A 25,377-nucleotide genomic window follows, 5' to 3' on the forward strand; every position below is an offset into this window, starting at 1 on the left:
TAAAGGGGAGGCCAGTGCCCATCACGGAAGGAGGCACCGAGGCATGGGAATCGGAGTCAGCCTCGCCTTCATCACCGCCGGCGCGATCCTGGCGTTCGCGCTTCGCGTCGATCTCAGCGGCGTGGACATCCGGATGGTCGGCTGGATCTTGATCCTGGTCGGGCTGGTCAGCCTGTTCTTTACGGTCAGGTACATCCGTCCGCGTCGCAGCGCCGCCCCGGTCACCACCGGGACCGACCCGCTGTACGTGGAACGCCCCGACGAGGCGGATCCGGCAGTCCATGAGGAACGCGTCATCGGGCGGCAGACAGAACCGCACATCGAGCGCGTCGAACGTATCATCGAACCCCCCGCCGCTCCGCCGTCGGCTACGCCCCGGAAATACAGTGCGCAGGACCCGGCCGTGGCCCAGGATCCGGAGTACGCCCAAGACCCGGCGGATCAGAACAGCCCCTCTCTCACATCCGAACCCGGTCGTGTTTCGTCCGAACCAGGCCGCCGAACACGGCGCGACCACAGCTGACCAGCCATTCGAGGGACTCCCCCACCCGGAGGCCGTCCCCCCATCGGCGTTGATGCCACCCGGCGGTGCCGTGTCACCGTCGGGTGAGGTCGTCCGGGCTCGTCCCGTCGCGCGGGCGCCTCACTGAGGGCTCTTCTGAAGGTCGCCCCCGAAGTGCAATCCCGCCGTAGGCGGATACACCTTGCGTACTGAGGGAGCCGTGTACGCCATGGCCGGTTACCGTCATGGCGTCATAGCGTGCGGCCCTTCCAGGGATCGCGTTCGTATCCGCAAGGCGCACCGCGCCCCCGCTCCATGTTCCTCGCCAACGGGTTCTCTGCAGCTACAGAGTGGGGATAACCGGTCGGCCGCAAGCGCGCCTGCCGTCCCGCCAATGGAGATAACCGCCAGCGTGACCGCCGCGTGCCTCTGGGGCAGCGGTGCGACGGGGCGGTGTTGTTGCCGGGCAGCAGCACGATGCGAGCAGACGGGGCATCCTTCCCGGCCTCAGCGTCCGAGGAGCTGTGGGCGAGGCGACCGAAGGCGGGGAACGATGCGGTGGATGTGTGCGCGTCATAGCGGAGCACTCGCCCGCAACGTTTGATGCTCCCGTTCCGCTTCGAGGGCACCAAGGGTGCCGACGTCCACATCAGCGGTCCGGACAGCTGCGATTGCACTCGGCGTCTTGGTGGCCGTCCGGGCTTCGGGGTTTATCGCCGGGCTGGGGCTACGGGAGGACGGCCGCGCACACGCGAAGGAGGAACACGCAGGCCCCCGCGTCCCGTCGGGGACGTGGGGGCCTGTGGACAGCCGAGAAAGAGGAACGGTGACGTCAGGAGGGGTAGACGACCACGTAGCGGTCGGGCTCCTCGCCTTCGGACTCGCTGCGCAGCCCGGCGGCGGCCACCGCGTCATGCACGATCTTGCGTTCGAACGGCGTCATCGGGGCCAGCGGCTTGGGCGTGCCGCTCTGCTTGACCTCGTCGGCCACGTCCTGGCCGAGCTTGGTCAGCTCGGCGCGGCGGCGCTCCCGATAGCCGCCGATGTCGAGCATCAGGCGGCTGCGGTTGCCGGTCTGCCGGTGCACCGCGAGGCGGGTCAACTCCTGCAGGGCCTCCAGCACTTCGCCGCGCTTGCCGACCAGTTCGTCCAGGGACGCGCCGACCACCGCGACCAGCGCACGCTCGCCCTCGACGTCCATGTCGATGTCGCCGTCGTAATCACCGATGTCCAGCAGGCCCTCGATGTAGTCGGCGGCGATCTCGCCCTCCTGTTCGAGCGCCTGGACGTCGACCTCAGTGGTGTCGGTCTGGCTCAACGGGGTCTCCTTCTTCGGCATGGACCGGGTTCACAACCTAGCGCTTCTGACTGCCGGTGCGCTTGCTACGCGGCTTGCGGGTCGGCTGGTTGCGGACGACCTTCGGCTTGGGGACGGTGTCGGTGGACGCGGCGGCGTCCTTCTTGGTACGGCCCTTGGCGTTCTTACCCGCGCCGACCCCGGTCGCCGCGGTGCCGCCGGTCTTGCCGGCGCCCTTGACGGCCTTGCCGGCCGCGGCGCCGTTGCCCGCGCCGGCGGTGGCCCCGGCCGGCTGCTGCGGGTAGCGCTTGTAGATGTAGTGCTGCTGCGCGAGTGTCCAGCTGTTGGACGTCACCCAGTACATCAGCACACCGAGGGGGAAGCCGAGCCCGAACAGGCCGAAGAACGGCGCCATGAAGACCATCATCTTCTGCGCCTGCATCATCGGGTTGTTGTCGTCCATCGCGCCCTGCTGCATCTTGGCGCGCCGCATGCTGGACCGGACGGTGAAGAACGTCGTGCAGGAGCTGATGACCACGGCGAGGCCGGTGACGATGATCGCGCTCCAGGTCTTGGGGTCGTTCCCCCAGGCGTTGAGGAAGGTGTCCGGGATGTGCGCGCCGAAGATGTTGGCTTCCTGAGCGCTCCGCACCAGGTCCGGGGTGACCGCGAAGACGCCCTGGCCCGGCTCGGCGTCCGAGATCCGCCGCAGCACCTGGAAGAGGCCGATGAAGACCGGCATCTGCACCAGGATCGGCAGGCAGCCCGACAGCGGGTTGGCGCCGTTCTCCTGGTAGAGCTTCATGACCTCCTGGTTGAGGCGCTGCTTGTCGTTCTTGTACTTCTTGCGCAGCGCCTGAACCTTGGGGTTCAGCTCCTGCATCTTCCGGGATGCGTGGATCTGCTTGACGAACAGGGGGAACAGCAGGATCCGGAAGAACACGGTCAGCAGGATGATGGCGCCGCCCCAGGCCCACCCGCTGTTCTTGGGGAAGACAAGGCTCAGACCGCTGTGGATCCAGACGATGAGCTGAGCGACTATCTGGTACAGCCAATCAAGCACCGGGCAGCTCCTTGGGCTCTGCTAGCGCGGGGCCGCTTTGCTCGCGGCCGGAGGAGGTCGTGGCGGGCACCTCGGGTACGTCCTTGGGGGCGGAGGCCGTGGGGCCTTCGGATTCCTGAACTGTGGATTCCGGGGCGGCCGCGCGGCCCTTGGGGGGCGGAACCGGATCGTAGCCGCCGCGGTTGAATGGATGGCACCGCCCTATCCGCCGGACGGTGAGCCAAGTGCCGCGCAGGGCTCCATGCGTCTGCAGCGCCTCAAGGCCGTACGCGCTACAGGTGGGATAGAAGCGGCACTGCTGCCCGAGCAGAGGACTGAGAAAGCGTCTGTAGGCGCGGATGAGAAACACGAGCGCGCGGGCCGCGAGGCTGATTCCCCCGGCCGCCGGCTGCGAAGGGGCCGATCCCCCTGGCTGGCTCGTCATTTTCGCCCCTTGGACGCGGGCCGCAGCACCCGGTCGAGCGCCGACTTCAGATCCGCGGCCAGTTCGTCGTGGCGCGCCGACCCCGCGCGGGGGTTCGCGCGCACTACGAGCAGGCTACCTTGCGGGAGTCGATCGAGGTGCGGCCGGACGAGGTGACGCAGCCGCCGCCGCACGCGATTGCGCACGACCGCGTTACCGACCGTCCGCGCCACGATGAACCCCACGAGCGGGGCGGTGCCGGACGGTGCGGCGTCGTCCTGGCGGAGCAGGTGCACGACGACAGTCGGCCGTCCGGCGCGGCGACCGCGCCGGACGGCCAGGGTGAATTCCTCCCGCCGCCGCATCCGGTTGCCGGACGGCAGCATGAGCGTGGTGCGGGTCGGTCAAACCGCGATGCGCGCGCGCCCCTTGCGGCGCCGCTCGGCGAGGATGGCACGCCCCGCACGGGTGCGCATGCGCAGCCGGAAGCCGTGCTTCTTGTGGCGGCGACGGTTGTTCGGCTGGTAAGTACGCTTGCTCACTCGATGCTCCAGTGCTGCGGTCGGATTGTCTTCGGGTGCGAAAACTCGCATCGAGGGCCGCGTCTGGTCCCCCGCAGCCGGGGGCCCATCCGTAGTTCCCAGGGGGTCCGACGGCGGGCACGCGTCATCTCCGCCGATGCGACTCGACCTCAGCACGTTACGGGCTACCGAGCCATCAGGTCAAACGGAACGCCCCCTCCGCCCGCCGTCCACTTGATCACACGGGGCCGATCCTGAGGCGCCCGGACGATTCCCGCTGACGGCAGCGGCAGCCCCGCCCTCTCCCCCACCCCTGCCCGGTTGGCGGTGTTGTCCTTGGGTGGAGAACTTGGCGGGCGCTGACCAGCAACTGACGGCCACACCTGAACCCTCTTGGAATAAGCGCCATCAGGCCACCGTGCTTCCGCACAACAGTCACCCCGCGCCGCCTGGTGCGAACCTTCCCCCCGCCCCCCTGTTCGTCCCTCCGGGGCCCCTGGCAACTGCACACGCCAGGAGAAGACCTATACCCCGGCACGGCTTGATACGCAGCCCGCCATGGTGGGTGGTGGAGGAGCCGGTGCCGGCGGTCTGCATCCATGTTCCCGGCCGTCTCGTCAGTGGCCGCAGGTGTCCGCGCGGCCGGGCCCGGGTGCCGTCTTCGTGTCGGCGTGTGCCCGCTCGGACCGGGTCTGCCGGGGCCAGTGGCGTTTCGGGGATGTCCCGGGCCGGGGACGCGCCCGTCCGCAACCGCCACAAGATGCCTTCATAAGATCCGCTTGCGGTCCTGCCACCGTCGACCCCGCCGTGGCGGGTCTGCCCGGGCCCGTGGCATCCCAGGACGGCCCGCCACGGCGCCCCCGTCCGCAACCGCCACAAGGTTGTGTTGATCTGTCGCGGATCTGGATCTTGGGGTCGTGGCTTGATCGGTGGCCATGGTTCGCCGACGCGAGCCGGCCGATGCCGCCTGGGCCTGGGGCGGACTGCTGCTGCCGGTCAACATCTGGCCTCGGCGGCCGGTGACGGGACCATCGGCAGGTGATCAACGGGATCTTGTAGAGGGGCCGCACCGGCGCCGACCGGCGGGACATGCCCGAACCGGCAGACCCTCCACCAGCGGTCCCGCCGCTGGAGCACGGACCGGGCTTGAGACCGGATGCCGGCACACGTCCAAACCCATGACCACGCCATCGGGGCGGTGAACCGGTCGGCGGTGGCCTCCTTGTGTCGGCTCCGATTGCGGTGATCGGATCGGTGTGACGGGGAAGGCGGCGAGTGGGCCCGGTCAGCGTCACAGTTTCCACGGAGTCGGGCTGCTCGGCGACTTGCGGAAGGACGTCGCCAGGCCGGCCCGGCGGGCGAGCACGGCTGCCCGTGGCGCGGACCAGCCGGGCAGGCTCTGGTCAAGCGGATGGTTCGGCACGCGTAGCACGAGGGCGCCCTGGTCGGGCAGGTCGCCCGGCAGCAGGGGCGTGACGACCGTCGGCAGTGCATCGGCCGAGCGCGAATCCAGGCTCAGCACGCCGGGCGCACCGTGTCGTCAGCCGCGGCCGTTCCGGGTTCCAGGAGCGATACCTCAAGGGTGTGTCCGGTAGATCAGGCGGCGCACGGGCCGGCCGGTGGCCCGGTCCAGATGGGCCAGTGGCGGGCAGCCGGAGCGGGTCAGGACGCGGTGCACCGTGGAGGGGGCAGGCCCAGGCGGGCGGCGATGCGGGCCAGGGCCAAGCCAGTGGCGGACACGGGCGCGCATGATCCGCCGTTCGATCCGCCGGGGCGTGCGCCGGAGGCTGGTGTGCGGACCGCTAGGAGGGGCGCCCATGCCCGCTACGCCCTGTCGCCGGTACCGGTCGGCCCAGCGTTCGGCGGTGGTGGCCGAGACCTGGAATCGTTCGGCGGCCCGCCGCAGCGACCAGCGTTCGTCCACGACGCAGCGGGCCAGGCGTAGACGACCCAGCTCGGTCAGCGGGGTTACGGTGGGGCATGAGGACCTCTCGGCGGGTGGTGCGAATCTTGGTCGACTCACACCACGCCAGGATGTCTCCACATCCCAAGATCATCTGACTGTGTCGCCGTCACCAACGTCCATGGTCAGTACACCTAGGGCATGTTTCGAAGTTGGCCGGAGCCGTTCGTTGATGGCGGCGATGTGGACGGTGGCCTGGTAGCGGACGGCGAGCTCGTCGAACCCGGGTGGTCGGCCGCCGCGGATGCCGGGCGGGCGCCGGTGGCCGGCCTGATCGACCGGTTCGCAGATCGTGGCCGCGATGCCTCACTGCGTCGGGCGTGCGACATGCCGGCACTCACCACACTTCGAAACAGGTCCTAGCAGGGGGCGCTCTTACGGCGCCATGCCCTCACGCACGGGAGGAGGGGCTCGGTCCCCTCTGTGCGCAGGCGGAGGCTGTGGATGGGGCGGCGTGAGGCTGTCCCCAAGGCGGGGTGTCGCTGTGGATTTCTCGGGCTGTGCGGGACTCGTGTTGCGAGCGTCGCCCGGCGGGCGCTAGTGTCTTCGACCGAGCTGGCACGACCGTCGGCTTGTGTGCCAGTACCCCCTCTCCTGAAGGATGCCGCGGGTTCACGCGGCGCGAAACGCTCCCCGATCAACACCTGACCGGTCACGCGCATCGTGACTTATGCACAGGGTTTTCCCCATGCTCATGCACAGCATGTGGACAACTCTGTGGACAACTCGTGAGAGAGTAGGTCTTCCGCAGCGCCGGGTGTGGTCTTTGGGGCGTTCTCGCGCGCGCGGGACTGCTGGGCAGTAGGTAACTCCGGGTGACGGAGATTGGGGAGGGACCTTGCGCATGGACGGTCAAGATCTCGCATCGGTCTGGGCCCGCACCCTCACTGCGCTGTCCGAGGGGGAGCTGCCCGCGAGCTACCGTGCGTGGTTGCCGATGGTCCGTCCGCTGGCGTTGGTCGAGGGGACGGCGCTGCTGGCCGCGCCCAACGAGTTCGCCAAGGACGCGTTGGAGACCCGGCTGCGCAGCCTGATCACGCAGGCGTTGTCCCACGAACTGGGCCGGGAGATCCGTGTCGCGGTGACCGTCCAGCCGGATCCGCCCTCGACGCAGGGGACGCAGCCCGAATCACAGGGCCAGGGGCACCACGAGATGGGGCCGTCGTACAGCGAGCGGCCCTACGGGAGCGAGTCCTACAACGAGGGGCCGTACACCGAACGAGGCCCGTACGGGGGGGCCGACCGTTACTCCGAGTATTCGGAGCAGGGGTACGGCGGACTGCCCCAGAACGGCCCCGGCGGTTATCCCCCGCCTGGGGATGACGACCGCGGATGGCCCCAGCGTGACAACGAGCACTACGCGCCGCGTCCCGTTCCGTACGGGTTGGGGCCGGAGCTTCAGCGCGACCAGCACTACCCGTACGGCCAGCACGGCGGCTACCCCGGCCAGGGCAGGCCCGGGCCGGGGGGCGGGTCGCGTCCCGGCGACGGGTACGGGCAGGGGCCGCAGGCGGGGCCTGTCGGTCACGGGCATGCCCCGTCGCATCTGAACGACCGCACGCTGGGAGCGCCTCGGCGTGGTCCCGGCGGGGGCCTGGAGGGGCAGCAGCGCGGGGAGGCGCAGAACGGGCGTCAGGGGGAGCAGCCCTACCAGGACGACGAGCAGCCGTCACTGGGGGAAGCCGGCTCCCCCTCCCCTGAGGCGGGGCCCGGACACGGTCCCATGCCCGGTGGTGGGCCGGTGCCGTCGAACGGTCCCGTCGCGGGTTACACAGGGCCGGCGCCGGGGGGTGTGGGCGAGCACGCCCGGCTGAATCCCAAGTACACGTTCGAGACGTTCGTCATCGGCTCCTCGAACCGTTTCGCGCACGCCGCCGCCGTGGCCGTGGCGGAGCAGCCGGCCAAGGCGTACAACCCGCTGTTCATCTACGGGGACTCGGGGCTGGGCAAGACGCACCTGTTGCACGCCATCGGACATTACGCACAGAGCCTGTTTAACGGGGCGCGTGTCCGTTATGTCAGTTCCGAGGAGTTCACCAACGACTTCATCAATTCGATCCGGGACGGCAAGGCCGACGGGTTCCGCCGCCGCTACCGGGATGTGGACATCCTCCTCGTCGACGACATCCAGTTCCTGGAGGGCAAGGAGCAGACGCAGGAGGAGTTCTTCCACACCTTCAACACGCTCCACAACGCCAGCAAGCAGATCGTTATCTCCAGTGATCGTCCGCCCAAAGAGCTGGTGACGCTGGAGGACCGGCTGCGTAACCGGTTCGAGTGGGGGCTGACCACCGACGTGCAGCCGCCGGAGCTGGAGACCCGTATCGCGATCTTGCAGAAGAAGGCGCGCCAGGAGGGCCTGGCGGTGCCGCCGGACGTGCTGGAGTTCATCGCCTCGCAGATCGCCACGAACATCCGGGAGCTGGAGGGCGCGCTGATCCGGGTGACGGCGTTCGCCAGCCTGAACCGGCAGTCGGTGGACATGAAGCTGGCCGAGATCGTCCTGAAGGACCTGATCCCCAACGACACCGGCCCGGAGATCACCGCCGCGATGATCATGGCGCAGACTGTGGAGTACTTCGGGACGACGATCGAGGACCTCTGTGGACCGTCGCGCTCCCGGATGCTGGTGACCGCCCGGCAGATCGCGATGTACCTGTGCCGGGAGCTGACCGACCTGTCGCTGCCCAAGATCGGACAGCAGTTCGGCGGCCGCGACCACACCACCGTGATGCACGCCGAGCGCAAGATCCGGGCCCTGATGGCCGAGCGTCGCGCGATATACAACCAGGTCACAGAGCTGACGGGGCGGATCAAGCACCAGGCCCGCCAGCGCTGACCGGCAGCCCGCCGGGCGCCTTGGAGCCGCGGCGGGGACGGGTCGCGGCGGCCGGTGCGGGCGACGCAAAACGGACGACCAGCCCCCAGCGCGAATCCCCGTCACCCACAGCCTGTGGAAAACCTTGGGGATTCCCGTGGATAACCCCTGGGATAACTTGCGGAGAACCTGAGGACGATGTGTGGACGGATTGGGGATCGTTGGGGACGGCCGGCAGGCCCCCTGGGGACGACCCTGTGGACAACCTGGGGAATTCCTGGGGACGGCCTGGGGACGCGCGTCGTCCGATCGCCCGCCGGACGCGGCCGGGACGCGCGGGGCCGGGACAACCTGAGGAAAACCCGTGGACAACCGGGGGATGACGTGGGGACGGCGTGTGGGGACAACTGCTTCATCCTCAGGCCGCGCCGTTGTGCACAGCCGCCGCACACAGCCGCAGTGGACAAAAATCCCCGCCGTCACCTGGGAAAACGCGGGTTGTCCACACTATCCACGGCCCCTATGACGAGTACTTCCCTATGTACTTCCCAAGAGAAAACTCATCTCAACTCAGGGCCTGGGGATACCGAGCCCCGGGCGCGCAGTCAGAACGATCTCTTCCACCTCACCCCTAGTCCGAAACCTGCAGGAGGCGGGTACTTGTGAAGTTCCGCATCGACAGAGACGCCCTGGCCGACGCCGTGGCCTGGACGGCACGGACCCTCCCCGTCCGGCCCCCGGTGCCCGTGCTGGCGGGCATGCACATCCAGGCCGCCGACCGGCTGACGCTGTCGGCGTTCGACTACGAGGTGTCGGCGCAGGTCGGCACCGACATCGACACCGAGGAGCCGGGCACCGCGCTGGTGCCGGGGCGGCTGCTGGCCGAGATCTCGCGCAGCCTGCCTCCACAGCCTGTGGAGGTGAGCACGGACGGCGCCAAGGTGATGCTGCGCTGCGGCAGCGCGAAGTTCACCCTGCCGACCATGCCGGTGGAGGACTACCCGACGCTGCCGGAGATGCCTCCGGCGGCGGGCTCGGTGGGCAGCGACGAGTTCGCCGCCGCCGTCGGCCAGGTCGCCATCGCCGCGGGCCGGGACGACACGATCCCGATGCTCACCGGCGTCCGGGTGGAGATCGAGGGCGAGACCGTCACGCTGGCCTCCACCGACCGGTACCGGCTGGCCGTGCGGGAGCTGCACTGGAAGCCCGAGCGGCCGGACTTCTCGGCGGTGGCCCTGGTGCCGGCCAAGACCCTGGCCGACACGGCCAAGTCGCTGACCGCGGGCGCCGAGGTGTCGATCGCGCTCGGCGGCGCGGGCGGCGGCGGCGAGGGGATGATCGGGTTCGCGGGCGGCGGCCGCCGCACCACGTCCCGGCTGCTGGACGGCGACTTCGTCAAGTACCGCTCGCTGCTGCCGAGCGAGTACGCCGGGCTCGCCGAGGTGCAGACGTCCCCGTTCATCGAGGCGGTCAAGCGCGTGTCGCTGGTGGCCGAGCGCAACACGCCGGTGCGGCTGTCGTTCCGGCAGGGCGAGGTCATCCTGGAGGCGGGGACCGGCGACGACGCACAGGCCGTGGAGGCGCTGGAGGCCACGCTGGAGGGCGAGGACATCGACATCGCCTTCAACCCCGGGTTCCTGCTGGACGGGCTGTCTGCGACCGGCTCAGACGTCGCGCGGTTGTCGTTCACCACGCCGACCAAGCCCGCCGTGCTCACCGGCAAGCCGCCGGAGGAGGGCGCCGACCCCAACTACCGGTACCTGATCATGCCGGTGCGGCTGTCCGGCTGAGCGTCGGGCGGTCCGCTGCGCGTCCGGGCGGCACGACCGGCGGCGCCGGGGCGTACCGGAGCGGTGCGCCGGCCGGTCGGGCCGCGTGCGGCGCCGGGGGCGGCGCATCGGTCCGTCTCCCGCGGTCGTAGCCTCACACCCGAAAGGGCAGCGAAACAGTCAGTCCACGCCAGAACGCGCGAAGAGCCCCAACGCTCGCATGACCGGCGCGCCCCCCGGCCGCCGCACGGTCGTGCGCGGGCGGTTCGCACGGGATGACCACGCCGCCGTGGGTTGGGCCCAGGCCATGCGGGCACGGTCATACCGGGACGAACCGCGTCAAGGGTCCGAGCATGGGCCGGTCGGATGCCTGCCGCGGCCACGGGACGACGTCGGGAGCACGTCCCGGGCCGCGCAGGGCCGTCCACCGCCTGTGGACGGAGCGGGCCACCGCGACTCGGGGGTCCGCGGACGGGCGGGTGCGGGGCGGGCTGGGCGTGCCGAAGGCGGACGAGCCGAACGCGACAGGGAGAGTTGAAGCATGGAGCTGGGGATCATCGGCCTCGGCAAGATGGGCGGGAACATGGCCGAGCGCCTGCGGCGCGGCGGCCACACGATCGTCGGCTACGACCGCAACCCCGACGTCAGCGATGTCGGGTCGTTGGAGGAACTGGTCGAACGCCTCACCCCGCCGCGGGCGGTGTGGGTGATGGTGCCGGCGGGGCAGCCGACCCACGACACCATCCACAGGCTGGGGGAACTGCTGCAGGCCGGGGACATCGTCGTCGACGGCGGCAACTCGCACTATGTGGACGACCAGCGGCACGGCACGGAGCTGGGCGAGAAGGGCATCGGCTTCCTCGACTGCGGCGTCAGCGGCGGCGTGTGGGGGCTGGAGAACGGCTACGCCCTGATGGTCGGCGGCGAAGACGAGCACGTGAAGCGGCTGATGCCGATCTTCGAGACGCTCAAGCCGGAGGGCGAGTACGGCTTCGTGCACGCCGGTCGGATCGGCGCCGGGCACTTCGTCAAGATGGTCCACAACGGCATCGAGTACGCGATGATGCAGGCCTTCGGCGAAGGCTACGAGCTGATCGAGGCCAGCGACATCGTCACCAACGTCCCGGAGACGTTCCGCAGCTGGCAGGAGGGTACGGTCATCCGGTCCTGGCTGCTGGACCTGATGAACCGGGCGCTGGCCGACGACCCGCACCTGGACGAGATCCACGGCTACGCCCAGGACTCCGGCGAGGGCCGGTGGACGGTGCAGGCCGCCGTCGACCACGCCGTCCCGCTGCCCGCCATCACCGCGTCGCTGTACGCGCGGTTCGCCTCGCGCCAGGAGGACTCCCCCGCGATGAAGGTCGTGGCGGCGTTGCGCAACCAGTTCGGCGGCCACGCCGTGGAGAGCGCGAAGGGCGCCGACTCCCCCGGCGCCGACGTGACGCCGCCCGCCGTCTAGATCCCCAGGCGTATCCCGCGCGCGCCCATGGTTGTCCACAGGGCTGTGGACAACCATGGGGCGGCTGTGGGAGACACACTGTGGCGGACGCGGCTTGCGGGAGGCTCTACGCTCGTGTCCCGTGCACGTCGCCCACCTTTCGCTCCAGGACTTCCGTTCGTACGCCTCCGCCGAGGTGGCGCTCGAACCGGGAGTCAGCGCGTTCGTGGGCCCCAACGGGCAGGGCAAGACCAACCTCGTGGAAGCCGTCGCCTACGTGTCCACCCACGGCAGCCACCGCGTCGCCACAGACGCCCCCCTCGTCAGGCAGGGCGCGCCCCGGGCCATCGTGCGCGCCGGAGTGGTACGGGACGACCGCAAGGCCCTGATCGAGCTGGAGATCAACCCGGGCAAGGCGAACCGGGCCAGGCTCAACCGCGCCCCCGTCCCCAGGCCGCGAGAGATCCTGGGGATGCTGCGGACGGTCCTGTTCGCCCCCGAAGACCTGGCTCTGGTCAAAGGCGACCCGGGAGAGCGGCGCAGGTTCCTGGACGAGCTGCTGACGGCCCGCGCGCCCCGGTTCGCGGGCGTGCGCTCCGACTACGAGCGCGTCCTCAAGCAACGCAACGCCCTGCTGAAATCGGCGGCCGCCCACCGGCGCGCCCCGGGCCCCGAGGTGCTGGCCACCCTGGACGTGTGGGACTCCCACCTCGCCCGTACCGGCGCCGAGCTCCTCGCGGCCCGGCTCGACCTCGTCGCCGCGCTGCGCCCGTTCATGGCCCGCGCCTACGAGGCCCTGGCCCCGTCCGGTGGCGCGGCCGGTCTCGTCTACAAGTGCTCCTTGGGCGACGTCGAGTTGTCCACAGACCGTGCACAACTGGCCGAGGCGTTGCTCAAGGCGCTGAACGAGACACGCCGCCAGGAACTGGAACGCGGCATCAGCCTCGTCGGCCCGCACCGGGACGAGCTGCTGATCCGGCTGGGGGACCTGCCCGCGCGCGGCTACGCCAGCCACGGCGAGTCCTGGTCGCTGGCCCTGGGACTGCGGCTGGCCGCCTACGAACTGCTGCGCGCCGACGGCGACGACCCTGTCCTGATCTTGGACGATGTCTTCGCCGAGCTCGACGCCGGCCGCCGCAGCCGCCTGGCCGAGATGGTCGCCCCGGCCGAACAGGTCCTCATCACCGCCGCCGTGCCCGCCGACGTCCCGGACGAGCTGACCGGCGCCTCGTTCGCCGTGTCCGACGGCAAGGTGACCCCGGCATGACGTCCCGGCCGGGCGCACTGCGGCGGCCTTCAGGGGAGCCGACATGAACGATCATCCACAGGATGTGCACAACCAGGCGGAGCCTGGCGCGCGGCGCCCGGACGGCGAAAGCCCCGCGCAGCCCCCGGAACCGCCGATGCCCCCCGCCAAGTCGGGGATAGAACTGGCGCGCCAGGCTCTGGCCCAGGCAAAGGCAGACGCCCGTAAGCGCGGCTCTGTGCCGGGACAGGGGGGCGGCCGGCGCAAGCCGCAACGTCCCGTACGGCTGCGGGAGCCGGGACGGGGCGGCGACCCCAAGGCGTTCGGCGCGGCCATCCGTGAACTGCTGGCCTATCGGGGGTGGGAGCAGCGTGCCGCGGTCGGCGGGGTGTTCGGCAACTGGCCCGGCATCGTCGGCCCGGAACTGGCTGAGCACACCCGTCCCGAACGCTTCGAGGACGGTGAATTGACGGTCGTCGCCGACTCCACAACCTGGGCGACCCAACTGCGCCTGCTGTCGGCGACCCTCGTCAGGCGCCTGAACGAGGAACTCGGGCACGGCACCGTACGCCGCGTCAAGGTGGTGGGGCCGTCCTCAGGCCCGCGCCGCCCAGGCGCCTGGCGCGTCCGCTGACCGCACTGAAGCGCGCGGCACCGCCGCCCAAGGCCGCGCCGTTGCCCACCCCCACCACCCACGGGGCTGCGCGCCAGCGCTTGGCGCCGGCTGAGGTGGCCGGGCGGCTGCGAAAGTCGGCGGGCTGCCTGGTGGCGCCTGCTTCCGCTGGGTGTGGCTGGAGTGGCGACCAGCACGTGCACGTTCACGGTCCGGCCGCCCTCACGCACCTTCTGCGTCAACGCGTCCAGCCACACGAACGCATACGGCCCGGCCTCCAACGGCCGGTTGCGGAACGCGGCCACTTGGGCGTCCAGCACCTTGGACAACTCCGACACCTGGCTTTTGCCAGATGCCCTGGATGCCCATCTGCTCGACCAGCCTGTCCACCCGCCGCGTCGACACCCCCAGCAGATACGAGGTGGCCACCATGCTCACCAGGGCCTGCTCGGCCCGGCGGCGCCGCTCCAGCAGCCACTCGGGGAAGTACGACCCGTGCGCAGCTTGGGAATGGCCAGCTCGACCGTGCCGGCGCGGGTGTCCCAGTCCCGCTGCCGGTAGCCGTTGCGCCGGTTGACCCGCCCGTCCGAGCGCAGCCCGTAGCCGGCGCCGCACACCGCATCCGCCTCGGCCGACATGAGCGCTTCGGCCATCGTCTTGACCATCGATCTCAGCAGATCGGGCTCACACGCCCCGATCTGCTCGGCAAACCAGCCCGCAGGGTCCACACTGGTGTCATCGGCCATCGCGTCCTCTCCTTCGATCTTGGACTTGGTATCTCGAAGGATCACGCGGTGGCCGTCTCATTTCACGACGCCATGCCCTCTGACCTGCATCAACTCGTACACCACCTCCGTGGACGCAACCCGTGGTCCGCGGGCGCGGGGCGGCGCTCGTCCGTCTGCGCCTGTTTGCATCCGGAGGGCTTCTTCGCGAAGTCCCACCAGATGCACACGGAGGTGTGCACGCATGCCTAGCGACCCGACGGCCGTTGCGCGCGAATCGCCCGAGGAGAAGGACTCCGGCGAGGCCGTGCTGCAGGCGGGAGGCCGCCGAGTACTGGTGCAGGCTGTGGGGTCTTGCGGCCGCGCGCAGGCGGCGCTCCCCGGCCGTAGACCGCCGGCGTGTCGGTCCGTCAGCGGTTGGCGCCTGGTGCTGGTCGAGGGAGTGGTCGTGAGAGCCGGTGGGCCGCCTGGTGGGGCCCGTCCCGGGCCCTGCGGCGGTTCTGGTCAGGCGGCGGGGTGTGCCCTGGACCGGGGCGGCTGGCCCGACTGAGGCTGCAGGACGCTTGGCGCGTGGGTGGTTAGTGGATCGACTGCGGCGGGAGCGCCACCCGGGCCGCGCCGTCCACTGCTTGTGGACCCAATGGGGCCCGGACACAAGGCCGGATGGGGGCGTGTGGCGAAAGCGTGCGGAATCTGTGGCCGGGATGGTGAACGAGAGGTGGCTCCGGAGACGTCAGAACAGGGGCCGAGCGTGTCAGTGGCTAGGGCTAGGTTCGGCTTGTCGCGGGTCCGACCTCGCCGCCGGCGAGAGCGTCCGGCGGACCAGCCCAGGACGGAGGCAAGACCAGCCGGTCTCGCCGCATACCGTCGATGGGAAGGACGCAAGTCGCGGCCGAACATCTGTTCGGAGCGTGCATCACTCGCATCCGCTGCCAGTTCCCCGTAGGCCAGATGACACCCCCGGCCGAATGGGGGGATGTGTCTCCTCGCCCGTTGGGCCGCCACACGCGCACACAGCGCCCGTGAGTGCCTCTTTTTGTCAGACCAGCCGGTAGAATGACGTTGGGTTCAGGATGCTGCGCCGTCACGGGTCGCCCGGCTCCCCTCCGACGTATGGAGCACGCGAACGGTCCTGCTGCGCATCGGCCGCCGGTCGATCGGGCCAGGACGCCGCGATGTGGGTTGGAGAAGGGCGCCCTTACGTGTGTTACGGGGCACACCGCGTTCCCCGCGAGCGCGGGACGGCGAGCGTCCCCGGCAGGAGGATCTCCTTTGGCGTACGACGCTAGTTCGATCACTGTCCTCGAAGGGCTGGAGGCGGTACGCAAACGCCCCGGCATGTACATCGGGACCACCGGTGAACGCGGACTCCACCATCTCGTCTATGAGATCGTCGACAACTCCGTCGACGAGGCCCTCGCCGGCTACGCCGACACCATCGAGGTCACGTTGCTGGCGGACGGAGGCGTCCGCGTCTACGACAACGGCCGCGGCATCCCCGTGGGCGAGCACCCGGTGGAGAAGCGCCCCGCCATCGAGCTGGTGCTCACCACCCTGCACGCGGGAGGCAAGTTCGACGGCAAGTCGTACGCGGTCTCCGGCGGTCTGCACGGCGTCGGCTCGGCGGTGGTGAACGCACTGTCCACCCGGCTGGAGGCCGAGGTCAGGCGGGACGGGTACGTGTGGCGGCAGGCCTACACCTGGCGCGGCGCCGAGGCGCCGCTGGCCAAGGGCGAGCCGACCGACGAGACCGGCACCACGATCACCTTCTGGCCGGACGCGGAGATCTTCGAGACCACCAAGTGGAACTTCGAGACGCTGTCGCGCCGGATGCAGGAGATGGCCTTCCTCAACCGCGGCCTGTCCATCACGCTGCGGGACGAGCGGCCCGACCACATCAACGGCGAGCCCCACGTCGTCCGCTTCCACTACGAGGGCGGCATCGAGGACTTCGTCCGCTACATCAACAGCAAGAAGGACGCCGTCCACGACTCGGTGATCTACTTCGGCGACGACACCGAAGGCATGTCGGTCGAGATCGCCATGCAGTGGAACTCCTCGTACGCCGAGTCGGTGCACACCTTCGCCAACACGATCAACACCGCCGAGGGCGGCACGCACGAGGAGGGCTTCCGGGCGGCGCTCACCGCGATCGTCAACCGGTACGCCAAGGAGCAGAGGCTCCTGAAGGACAAGGACGACAACCTCACCGGCGAGGATGTCCGCGAGGGCCTCACCGCGATCATCTCGATCAAGCTGGCCGACCCGCAGTTCGAGGGGCAGACCAAGACCAAGCTCGGCAACACCGAGGCCCGGTCGTTCGTCCAGAGGGCCTGCCACGAGCACCTGCGCGACTGGTTCGAGCGCAACCCGGGCGAGGCCAAGGAGATCATCAACAAGGCCACCCAGGCGGCGCGGGCCCGCATCGCCGCGCGGCAGGCGCGCGACCTGACCCGCCGCAAGAGCCTGCTGGAGAGCACGTCGCTGCCGGGCAAGCTGGCCGACTGCCAGTCCACCGACCCCGGCCGGTCCGAGCTGTACATCGTGGAGGGCGACTCGGCGGGCGGCTCGGCCAAGGGCGGCCGCAACCCGCACTACCAGGCGATCCTGCCGATCCGCGGCAAGATCCTGAACGTCGAGAAGGCGCGGATCGACAAGATCCTCAAGAACAACGAGGTCCAGGCGATCATCACCGCGCTCGGCACCGGGGTGCACGACGAGTTCGACATCTCCAAGCTGCGGTACCACAAGATCATCCTGATGTCGGACGCCGACGTCGACGGCCACCACATCAACACGCTGCTGCTGACGCTGCTGTTCCGGTTCATGAAGCCGCTCATCGAGGCCGGGCACGTCTACCTCTCCCAGCCGCCGCTCTACAAGATCAAGTGGGACGCCCGCGGCACGGACGTCGACTACGCCTATTCCGACCGGGAACGCGACGCGATCATCGAGGCGGGCATCGCCGCCGGCAAGCGCGACCCCCGCCCCCGCGACCAGGTGCAGCGCTTCAAGGGTCTGGGCGAGATGAACGCCAACGAGCTGTGGGAGACCACCATGGACCCCGACAACCGGGTCCTGCTCCAGGTCACCCTCGACGACGCCGCCCAGGCCGACGAGTTGTTCAGTGTCCTCATGGGCGAGGACGTCGAACCGCGCCGCGAGTTCATCCAGCGCAACGCCAAGGACGTGCGCTTCCTCGACATCTGATGGTTTCCTCGCCGTCCCTCCGGTCCCGTCCGGGTCCGCATCCAGGGCCCGCGCCCGGCCGCGCCCACGGCCGGGCCGGCGCCCCGGACCCCGGCGCGGTGCCGCATGCGGCGTCCGCGATGGCACGCGGCGGCGAGACCCCGCGACCCGCCGCGAACGCAAGCGCGCGCGGCGGCGTGCCCCGGGACGGACGGACGACACAGGGGCCACGAGCCTCGGGGGCAGGCGGCCCCGGGTCGGCGGCGGGCCGGGCGTGCGGGCCGACCGCCGACCGTACTTCACCCAGTAGAAGAGGTCTTAGACAGTGACGGACGTGACCACCGAAGGCGGGGGGCGGCCCGAGCGGATCGAGCCGGTCGACATCCAGGTCGAGATGCAGCGCAGCTATCTCGACTACGCGATGTCGGTCATCGTGTCCCGAGCGCTGCCCGAAGTCCGCGACGGGCTCAAGCCGGTGCACCGGCGGGTGCTGTACGCGATGTACGACGGCGGCTACCGGCCCGACCGCGGCTACTTCAAGTGCGCCCGTGTCGTCGGCGACGTCATGGGGAACTACCACCCCCACGGCGACTCGGCCATCTACGACGCGCTGGTGCGCCTGGCGCAGCCGTGGGCCATGCGCTACCCGCTCGTCGACGGCAACGGCAACTTCGGCTCGCGCGGCAACGACCCCGCCGCGGCCATGCGGTACACCGAGTGCCGCATGGCGCCGCTGGCGATGGAGCTGCTGCGCGACATCGACAAGGAGACCGTCGACTTCTCCCCCAACTACGACGGTCGCTCCTACGAGCCGGGCGTGCTGCCGTCCCGCTACCCGAACCTGCTGGTCAACGGGTCGGCGGGCATCGCGGTCGGGATGGCCACCAACATCCCCCCGCACAACCTGCGCGAGGTCGCCGACGGCGTCCAGTGGTACCTGGACAACTACGACGCAAGCGACGAGGAGCTGCTCGAAGCGCTCATCGAGCGGATCAAGGGCCCCGACTTCCCCACCAGCGGCCTGATCGTCGGCCGCAAGGGCATCGAGGACGCCTACCGCACCGGCCGCGGCTCGATCACCATGCGCGCCGTCGTCGACGTCGAGGAGATCCAGGGCCGCACCTGCCTGGTCGTCACCGAGCTGCCCTACCAGGTCAACCCGGACAACCTCGCACTCAAGATCGCCGAGCTGGTGAAGGAGGGCAAGCTCGACGGCGTCGCCGACGTCCGCGACGAGACGTCCGGCCGCACCGGCCAGCGCCTGGTGATCGTGCTGAAGCGGGACGCGGTCGCCAAGGTCGTCCTGAACAACCTGTACAAGCACACCCAGCTGCAGGAGACGTTCGGCGCCAACATGCTGGCGCTGGTCGACGGGGTGCCGCGCACGCTGCGTTTGGACCAGTTCGTCCGGCACTGGGTGGCGCACCAGATCGACGTCATCGTCCGCCGCACCCGGTTCCTGCTGCGCAAGGCCGAGGAACGCGCCCACATCCTGCGCGCCCTGCTCCGGGCGCTGGACCGGATCGAAGAGGTCATCGCGCTGATCCGGCGCTCCCCCTCGGCGCAGGACGCCCAGCAGGGCCTGATGAACCTGCTGGAGATCGACGAGGTCCAGGCGCAGGCCATCCTGGACATGCAGCTGCGCAAGCTGGCCGCCCTGGAACGCCAGCAGATCACCGACGAGTACGACCGGCTCATGGCCGAGATCGCCGACTACAACGACATCCTCGCCTCGCCCGAGCGGCAGCGCCGGATCGTCGGCGAGGAGCTGGCCCCGATCGTCGAGAAGTACGGCGACGAGCGGCGCACCCAGATCATCCCCTTCGACGGCGACGTGTCCTACGAGGACCTGATCGCCGAGGAGGACGTGGTCGTCACGATCACCCGCGGAGGCTACGCCAAGCGCACCAAGACCGACCTGTACCGCGCGCAGCGGCGGGGCGGCAAGGGCGTGCGCGGCGCGCAGCTCAAGCAGGACGACATCGTCGACCAGTTCTTCATCACCACCACCCACCACTGGATCCTGTTCTTCACCAACAAGGGCCGGGTGTACCGGGCGAAGGCCTACGAACTGCCCGACGGCGGCCGCGACTCGCGCGGCCAGCACGTCGCCAACCTGCTGGCCTTCCAGCCGGACGAGCACATCGCCCAGGTCATGGACCTGCGCGACTACGACGTCGCGCCCTACCTGGTGCTGGCCACCAAGCAGGGCAAGGTCAAAAAGTCGCCGCTGCGCGACTTCGACTCGCCCCGCAGCGGCGGCATCATCGCCATCAACCTGGCCGAGGGCGACGAGGTGATCTCCGCCCGGCTGGTGCGGCCCGAGAACGACCTGCTGATGGTCTCCACCGGCGCGCAGGCCATCCGGTTCCACGCCGACGACGAGTCGCTGCGCCCGATGGGCCGCGCCACCAGCGGCGTCATCGGCATGCGGTTCGACGGCGACCACGAGGTCCTCAACATGCTGGTCGTCCAGGACGACACGCAGGACGTGCTGGTGGCCACCGAAGGCGGCTACGCCAAGCGCACTCCCGTGGGCCAATACCCTGTCCAAGGTCGTGGGGGGAAGGGCGTTCTCACCGCTAAGATCGTGCAGACGCGCGGGAGGTTGGTCGGCGCTCTGATGGTCGGCCCGGACGACGAAGTGTTCGCCATGACCTCCAACGGTGGCGTTATCCGTACCAGCGCGGCCGAGGTCAAGCAGTCGGGGCGGCAGACCATGGGCGTGCGCCTCATGAACCTCGCCGACGGGGACAGCGTCGTCGCGATCGCGCGGAACGTAGAGTCCATGGAGGACTCGGACGCCGGAAACGGCGGCGAGGAGAGCGAGAGTGAGTGACGTCCGTAGGCCCGCAGCCCAGGAGGAGACGTGAGCACCCAGCCCGGTAAGAGCAAGGGAAAGGCGTCCGGCTCCTCCCCCGGCTCTTCGTCCGGCTCCTCTTCGGCGTCCGGGGGCGGCAAGAAGACCTCGGCCGCTTCGGCCCGGCCCGATCGCGACGAGGCGAAAGTGAACATCCCCGACACCCCGGTGTCCGACGAGACCCGGCCGGACCTGCGCGCCACCAAAGACGACACCAAGATCGCGCCGGTCACGGACGACACGACCGTCGACGGCTGGGGCAAGCCCGCCGCCGAGCCGGGCGGTCCGAAGACCGACCAGCCGGCCGGCCGTCCCGCGGGCTCGGGCTTCACCGGAACCGCCGTCAAGGACCGCCAGGGCCCCGGCACGGGCCCGGCCGCCACGCCGGTGGCCGGTGCCGGGGCGACGCCTGGCGCCCCGCAGGGGGCGGCGCCTGCCGCTCCCGGTGCGCCCGGGGCGCCGCAGGCCGGCGCGCCCGCGGCGCCTGCCGCGTCGGCGCCGTCCGCGTCGGGCCGCCCGACCCGCAAGGCCCAGCTGCAGCTGGCCCGCCTCGAACCGTGGTCGGTCATGAAGTTCAGCTTCATGATGTCGCTGGTCTGCTTCATCGTCCTGCTGGTCGCGGTGGTCGTCCTGTACGTGATCCTGTCCGGCCTGGGCGTGTTCTCGGCGATCAGCGACACGGTCAACGACCTGACCCGCCAGCAGGGCGAGACGAGCGGCGGCCTGGACGCTGGCAGCTGGTTCTCCTTCGCCCGCATCTTCACCTACACGCTACTGGTGGGCGCGCTGAACGTGCTGCTGGTCACCGCCCTGTCCACGGTCGGCTCGGTCATCTACAACCTGGTGGCCGACTTGGTGGGAGGCGTGGAGGTCACCCTGAAGGAGGCCGAGTAGCGTCGGGGTCCGCCGTCCGCCGAACTGATTACCGGTCGCGCCGCGCGATGGGGTAGTCTCTCGGTACGCCGCACGGACGGCGTACCCCCACTCGGGCGTATAGCTCAGTCGGTTAGAGCGCATCCCTGATAAGGATGAGGTCCGTGGTTCAAGTCCACGTACGCCCACCAGCTCAGAGCCCCCGCCGGAATCCCGACGGGGGCTTTTGACAGCAACGGTGACAGCAACGACTCAGCTTTCCGCCGTCCCGAACAATTCCCCGGCGGCCTTGCCGAGCCTCGAGCGGTGACCCTCGTTGCCACCGTGCGCCCAGACCTCCAACGTCGCGCAGGTGACCGAGGATCTCGGCAAGGGCGACAGGAAGCGGATGGAGTGCGTGCACCAGGGGGCGGCGGCCGCGACGGCGCGTTCGCGAACGTGATCGGCGATCCGCTTCCCCGGCGGGCGGCACCGGTGCCGTGACGACGTGCGTCGCTTAGCGTGCCGGAGATCGTGCAGTCGGATTGCCGAAGTCCCGCGCGAGTACAGATGCGCTCAAAGGCGCGAGCCAAGTTGCGCGGTTCGAGGGGACAGCCCGTCCGCGCAGACAAGACCAGGCCAGTTTCCCCATTCCCGCCCGCCCCGCGCGTGTCCTGCATTAGCTGCCCAGCCAGGCCGACGAACACTTCTCAGACGATCGACGAAATGGTCAGGCCCTTCCGCCCCGCTTCCGTTGTGACCACGGCCCGGGTGAGCTGACCACCCACCCTCGGTGCACAACCTCGGGCACGGCACCGGACACGCCGGCGTCACGACGACATGCTGCGCGGCGTGTGCGCCGACATGCCCGGTGCGGTCTCCGGCAGCGTTCTCCAGTTGCGAGGCCACGGCCAGCCCGCCGGGTTCAGGATCGCCCTTCGCAGTTCAGCCGGGTCGACCGCTTCCACCAGCCGCCACCGGGCCCCGATCGGGACCATCGCCCACCAGGAACCTGTCGCCTTCCCGTACCACGCCGGTATCTCTGGGAAGTCCCGCCTGATACCTGCCAGCAGCCACCCGTCCGCATCGGACGGCGCCATCCGGCATGGCTGCTCACCCGTCATCACGCGGCCCACCGTGTGACGCCGCGTCAGCGGCGGAGGGCACCTCCAGGACTTTCGCGATCCTGTCGGCCGCCAGTGCGGCATCGGCCGCCGGGCACAGCGGTTCCAGGTCCGGGGGAGACTGCCGCGTCGGCCCCGCCCACGCCCAGTACCACCACAGCACCCCGCCGTCATCGGGATTGGGGAGGCACCGCACCTCCTGCCGCAGACCCGGACTCATCACCCGCGTGCGGGGATCATCGCCCTCAGGGTCCCCGGCGGGGTTGATTGTCAGCACGACACCCAGTGCGAGCACCCTGCCCACCAGGCCCCGCGCGTCCAGCGCCGACACCAGCGCCGACGACATCGCGGTCACCCGCTCAGCCAACGGCCGCGTGTCGGAGTCGTCCACAGGCTGACTGTTGGTCACCTCGTTCATGTCGCCTCCCACACCCCCGGAGCGGGACCGCCGGCCCGTACTGCGACACGGCCACTTATGCGGCCAGGCCGGGGGGTCACCAGGTCGCCGCCTACCAACCGCATCGCGCCGCCGGTCCCGCCGCTCATCAGGCCACCCGCGTCTTACGCGTCGGTGCAGACCCCAGACACGGAGACCGCCGAGGCCCGTCATCCGTGCTGGGCGGCCCCACCAGCACCACCCGGCGGGGGTGAAGCAACATCCAGCCCCGCCCCCCACACCGGGAACACCCAGCCGTTCGCGCATCGCTCATGCACACCAAGAATCAAGATCAACAGGGGGTACTTCGAGATCCTGGAGTAATCCAACGAATGGATATAGGCTCCCCGGCATCCATGAAGCCGCGCGTAGAACTGGGCAAATAACCGCAAAGGGGGATTGTGGGGGATGCCCGGATCAGCTTTTGAGCCGATCCACCTACCAGACTGGGTCTGGCGCACGCCGGAGGCAGACAAGATCCTTTCAACGCGTGACGTGGGCGCCCTCTTCCGTCTCGCGAAGCGGTACGCGGGGGCGAGCCAGAACCGCATCGCCGCCGTCACCACCATTGGCCAGCCGCGCGTCAACGGCCTCATGCGCGACAAGGGCGGCCCCATAGAGAAGCTGGAACTGTTCGAGCGCATCGCCGACGGTCTGAACATGCCCGACCATGCACGCATGCGCTTCGGTCTGGCCCCCCCGCAACACCTCAGCAGAAGCCCCGCAGACGTCGCCGACCGTCCCGGCACTCCCGCCTGTCAGGCTTCCGAAGAAGCCCAGTCCCCTGGTTGTTGCCGGTTTGCGAAAAGTACTCAACGCGCACATCCAGGCCGACGCGGTCATGGGTCCACTGTTCTTGCTCCCCGCCGTCCACAGTCAGATCCCCGTCATCGAGCGGATATGCCACACGAGCCGAGGTGCCGACCGCATAGAAGCCCTGAACTTCGGAAGTGAATTCCTGGAATTCTGTGGGTGGCTCTACCAGGACGCGGGTGACTTTGAAGCCGCGATGTACTGGACGAACAGAGCCCAAGATTATGCGACAGAACTTGGAGATCCGTGCGTTACATCATACATTCTCATGCGCAAGAGCAATATCTCGACGGATGCACGTGATCCCGAACTCGCCTTGAGTCTCGCCGAGTCTGCCCTCAAAAATGAGGACATGCTCACACCGCGCTTGCGAGCCGTCATACTACGGCAACGCGCGAATGTGAACGCCATGCTGCGGAACCGGCGAGACTTCGAACACGATTCAGAGGAAGCGCTGTCCCAAGCTGCCGACGGGTTGGATCAAGAGGAGGACGACCGCGCTCGCTACTGCACTCCCGCATACGTAGAAATGGAGTCCGGCGGAGCATGGACCATGCTCGGCAAGCCGAGCGCAGCGCTTCCAATCTTCGAGGAGAGCAGAGCGCAACTCCAAGGCTCCACCCAGATCCGAGACCACGCACTCTGTCTGGCCAGACTCGCCACTGCCTATGCCGCGGCCGACGAGCCGGAAGAGGCGTGCAAGGTTGTCCACGAGGTGTTGCCCCTTACCCAGTCGCTAGGTTCACCGAGGGTGCTTGCCCAGCTCAGGCGCGCGAGGAACAAGATGGGCAGATGGTCGCGTGACCCCGAGGTGGCAGACTTGATTCGGAGGCTCGATCTCACTGTTGAGGCCCCCGCATCACCGCCGTCCCGATCGGAGGGAGCACCGTGAACCATCTCCTGCCCACGGCCACGGCAACCGACGAGCAGCGCCGTAACGCAAACGTGGCCGTTCTTCCGGTCGGAAGTTTCGAACAACATGGCGACTATCTACCACTGATCACAGATACCGTCGTAGCATGCGCTATCGCCCGAGAATTGGCGGACGCATACCCCGTGCTTTTGCTTCCACCCATAACACTTTCCTGCTCGCATGAACACAGTGCATGGGCAGGAACCACCAGCATCTCAGCCCAAACTCTTTTCTCTGTGATCAACGACGTGTACGAGTCCGTAACCCGCTCTGGCCCGTTCGCCATGGCAGTTGTCAACGGGCACGGCGGCAACTATGTGCTCAGCAACGTCGTCCAGGAGGCGAACGCCAAGGGGCATCGCATGGCACTGTTCCCGCAGCGGGAGGATTGGAACGACGCCCGCAAGGCCGGAGAGTTGGTCACGTCCATCAGCGAAGACATGCACGCAGGTGAGATCGAGACGTCGATCCTCTTGCATGTGACTCCGGACCTGGTACGGCGCGGCTACGAATCCGCCGATCACATGGCAAATGACCGCCGCCATCTCCTGACCGCAGGCATGCAGGCCTACACCGAGAGCGGAGTCATCGGTCGTCCATCGCTCGGCACCGCCGAGAAGGGCAAGGCTGTGCTCGGCTCACTCGTCCAGAGCTTCGCCGAAGTTCTGCGTCTGCTCGACAACGCACCGCCCCGCCCATGAACAATGCCGAATCCCGTTTTCAGGGATCAAGGGCGGCGCCGCTCGCGCCGCCGCACCCGCCCCGCGCCCACGCCGCCCGGAGCGTGCGGCGTGGGCGCCGGTCTCCGGACGTCGGGGCGAAAAGGCCG

The 25,377-nt window shown here is 69.3% G+C and carries 18 protein-coding genes, 1 tRNA gene and 3 pseudogenes; 12 read left to right on the forward strand and 10 right to left on the reverse strand.

Annotated elements, in window-relative coordinates; translation table 11 throughout:
• Positions 1 to 43: 43 nt before the first annotated feature.
• On the forward strand, positions 44 to 523 hold the full coding sequence (locus QSK22_RS13665; RefSeq protein ID WP_285494490.1) for a DUF6458 family protein: 480 nt from the start codon (positions 44 to 46) through the stop codon (positions 521 to 523).
• 811 nt (positions 524 to 1,334) lie between these two features.
• On the opposite strand, the gene QSK22_RS13670 is transcribed toward QSK22_RS13665, so the two are convergent.
• The 7 genes and pseudogenes from QSK22_RS13670 to QSK22_RS13700 all read right to left on the reverse strand — a co-directional run.
• Positions 1,335 to 1,820, reverse strand: a complete 486-nt coding sequence (locus QSK22_RS13670) for a Jag family protein (RefSeq protein WP_378271025.1) — start codon at positions 1,818 to 1,820, stop codon at positions 1,335 to 1,337.
• A gap of 37 nt (positions 1,821 to 1,857) precedes the next feature.
• Positions 1,858 to 2,862, reverse strand: a complete 1,005-nt coding sequence (yidC, locus tag QSK22_RS13675; protein WP_285494492.1) for a membrane protein insertase YidC — start codon at positions 2,860 to 2,862, stop codon at positions 1,858 to 1,860.
• A 79-nt stretch (positions 2,863 to 2,941) separates the two neighbouring features.
• A pseudogene (gene yidD, locus QSK22_RS13680) lies at positions 2,942 to 3,286 on the reverse strand (membrane protein insertion efficiency factor YidD); the annotation flags it as partial.
• Positions 3,283 to 3,651 (reverse strand): ribonuclease P protein component, encoded by a 369-nt coding sequence (gene rnpA / locus QSK22_RS13685; protein WP_285494494.1) that lies wholly within the window; start codon positions 3,649 to 3,651, stop codon positions 3,283 to 3,285. The gene rnpA and the pseudogene yidD, both read right to left, overlap by 4 nt.
• A gap of 18 nt (positions 3,652 to 3,669) precedes the next feature.
• Positions 3,670 to 3,807, reverse strand: a complete 138-nt coding sequence (gene rpmH, locus QSK22_RS13690) for a 50S ribosomal protein L34 (RefSeq protein ID WP_285494495.1) — start codon at positions 3,805 to 3,807, stop codon at positions 3,670 to 3,672.
• Positions 3,808 to 5,077: 1,270 nt separating this feature from the next.
• Complete coding sequence (locus QSK22_RS13695; protein WP_285494496.1) at positions 5,078 to 5,308, reverse strand: hypothetical protein; 231 nt, start codon at positions 5,306 to 5,308, stop codon at positions 5,078 to 5,080.
• 75 nt (positions 5,309 to 5,383) lie between these two features.
• Positions 5,384 to 5,768: pseudogene (locus QSK22_RS13700) on the reverse strand (helix-turn-helix domain-containing protein); the annotation flags it as partial.
• An 825-nt stretch (positions 5,769 to 6,593) separates the two neighbouring features.
• Here QSK22_RS13700 and dnaA point away from each other — a divergent pair.
• From dnaA to QSK22_RS13725, 5 genes are all read left to right on the forward strand, one after another.
• Positions 6,594 to 8,588 carry a chromosomal replication initiator protein DnaA gene (gene dnaA, locus QSK22_RS13705; RefSeq protein WP_285494497.1) on the forward strand — a complete coding sequence of 665 codons (1,995 nt, stop codon included), beginning with the start codon at positions 6,594 to 6,596 and terminating at the stop codon, positions 8,586 to 8,588.
• A gap of 641 nt (positions 8,589 to 9,229) precedes the next feature.
• Positions 9,230 to 10,357: a DNA polymerase III subunit beta gene (gene dnaN, locus QSK22_RS13710; protein WP_285494498.1), complete on the forward strand. Its 1,128-nt coding sequence runs from the start codon at positions 9,230 to 9,232 to the stop codon at positions 10,355 to 10,357.
• Between the two features lie 520 nt (positions 10,358 to 10,877).
• Complete coding sequence (gene gnd, locus QSK22_RS13715) at positions 10,878 to 11,798, forward strand: phosphogluconate dehydrogenase (NAD(+)-dependent, decarboxylating) (RefSeq protein WP_285494499.1); 921 nt, start codon at positions 10,878 to 10,880, stop codon at positions 11,796 to 11,798.
• A gap of 121 nt (positions 11,799 to 11,919) precedes the next feature.
• The gene (gene recF / locus QSK22_RS13720) at positions 11,920 to 13,044 is read left to right on the forward strand and encodes a DNA replication/repair protein RecF (RefSeq protein ID WP_285494500.1); all 1,125 of its coding nucleotides are present in this window, start codon (positions 11,920 to 11,922) and stop codon (positions 13,042 to 13,044) included.
• Positions 13,045 to 13,087: 43 nt separating this feature from the next.
• A complete protein-coding gene (locus QSK22_RS13725; protein WP_352231447.1) occupies positions 13,088 to 13,657 on the forward strand; it encodes a DciA family protein in 570 nt (189 codons plus the stop codon).
• 137 nt (positions 13,658 to 13,794) lie between these two features.
• On the opposite strand, the pseudogene QSK22_RS34005 reads toward QSK22_RS13725, so the two are convergent.
• A pseudogene (locus QSK22_RS34005) lies at positions 13,795 to 14,382 on the reverse strand (transposase); the annotation flags it as partial.
• Between the two features lie 1,251 nt (positions 14,383 to 15,633).
• Between QSK22_RS34005 and gyrB the strand changes: the two are divergent.
• The 4 genes from gyrB (at position 15,634) to QSK22_RS13750 (ending at position 21,474) form a co-directional block, all read left to right on the forward strand.
• A complete protein-coding gene (gene gyrB / locus QSK22_RS13735; RefSeq protein ID WP_285494501.1) occupies positions 15,634 to 17,571 on the forward strand; it encodes a DNA topoisomerase (ATP-hydrolyzing) subunit B in 1,938 nt (645 codons plus the stop codon).
• 304 nt (positions 17,572 to 17,875) lie between these two features.
• The gene (gyrA, locus tag QSK22_RS13740) at positions 17,876 to 20,389 is read left to right on the forward strand and encodes a DNA gyrase subunit A (protein ID WP_285494502.1); all 2,514 of its coding nucleotides are present in this window, start codon (positions 17,876 to 17,878) and stop codon (positions 20,387 to 20,389) included.
• Positions 20,390 to 20,419: 30 nt separating this feature from the next.
• Entirely contained in the window at positions 20,420 to 21,304 is an 885-nt protein-coding gene (locus QSK22_RS13745) for a DUF3566 domain-containing protein (RefSeq protein WP_285494503.1), read from the forward strand.
• 93 nt (positions 21,305 to 21,397) lie between these two features.
• Positions 21,398 to 21,474, forward strand: a tRNA-Ile gene (locus QSK22_RS13750).
• 901 nt (positions 21,475 to 22,375) lie between these two features.
• Here the strand turns inward: QSK22_RS13750 and QSK22_RS13755 are convergent.
• Positions 22,376 to 22,804 carry a hypothetical protein gene (locus QSK22_RS13755; RefSeq protein ID WP_285494504.1) on the reverse strand — a complete coding sequence of 143 codons (429 nt, stop codon included), beginning with the start codon at positions 22,802 to 22,804 and terminating at the stop codon, positions 22,376 to 22,378.
• A gap of 501 nt (positions 22,805 to 23,305) precedes the next feature.
• Positions 23,306 to 23,665 (reverse strand): hypothetical protein, encoded by a 360-nt coding sequence (locus QSK22_RS13760; protein WP_285494505.1) that lies wholly within the window; start codon positions 23,663 to 23,665, stop codon positions 23,306 to 23,308.
• Between QSK22_RS13760 and QSK22_RS13765 the strand changes: the two genes are divergently transcribed.
• Complete coding sequence (locus QSK22_RS13765) at positions 23,622 to 24,527, forward strand: NsdA family TPR-like regulatory protein (protein ID WP_502872307.1); 906 nt, start codon at positions 23,622 to 23,624, stop codon at positions 24,525 to 24,527. The genes QSK22_RS13760 and QSK22_RS13765 overlap by 44 nt on opposite strands.
• Positions 24,524 to 25,249 (forward strand): creatininase family protein, encoded by a 726-nt coding sequence (locus QSK22_RS13770; RefSeq protein WP_285494507.1) that lies wholly within the window; start codon positions 24,524 to 24,526, stop codon positions 25,247 to 25,249. Before QSK22_RS13765 ends, QSK22_RS13770 begins: the two co-directional genes overlap by 4 nt.
• Positions 25,250 to 25,377 lie beyond the last annotated feature (128 nt).

Origin of the sequence: Actinomadura sp. NBRC 104425, assembly GCF_030269545.1 — a bacterium.
Taxonomy (GTDB): domain Bacteria; phylum Actinomycetota; class Actinomycetes; order Streptosporangiales; family Streptosporangiaceae; genus Spirillospora; species Spirillospora keratinilytica.